The sequence below is a fragment of the Vibrio sp. 10N.261.51.A3 genome (assembly GCF_041471965.1).
Lineage (GTDB): Bacteria > Pseudomonadota > Gammaproteobacteria > Enterobacterales > Vibrionaceae > Vibrio > Vibrio crassostreae_C.
Genome location: NZ_JBFRPK010000170.1, coordinates 1 through 319, shown reverse-complemented (window position 1 = coordinate 319; position 319 = coordinate 1). Strand labels below are relative to the sequence as shown.

Here is a 319-nt window from a genome sequence, read left to right as displayed (position 1 = left end):
TGTATTCATACGCCTCCACCACCTCCAAACCAGATGATCCACGTTACTCTTGAAGAGGGAGTTAAGTTTGAAGGGCTCTATCACCCAGTATGGCTATCTGGTGAACTAAAAACCATTGCCAGTATCCAGGAGCTGTACTTAGTAGATGGTTCAGCCCCAGTGGAAATGGGCTATTCAATCGACGGAGGGCTTATTCAGAGATATGAGTAATGTACGCTGAATGAATTTGGTACTCACTAGAGTTTTCACAGTACTTAAGATAATCCACTAAAAGCTAATTTGGCAAAGTAGCTGACACGTTTCTGTCCGTGCGACCTGA

1 protein-coding gene is annotated in these 319 nt (G+C 43.9%); it reads left to right on the top strand.

The features are described from left to right. Positions 1-210: DUF3299 domain-containing protein (locus AB4371_RS22540; protein ID WP_372150695.1), on the top strand; the 210-nt coding region annotated here is incomplete at its 5' end. Between the last annotated feature and the right edge of the window lie 109 nt (positions 211-319).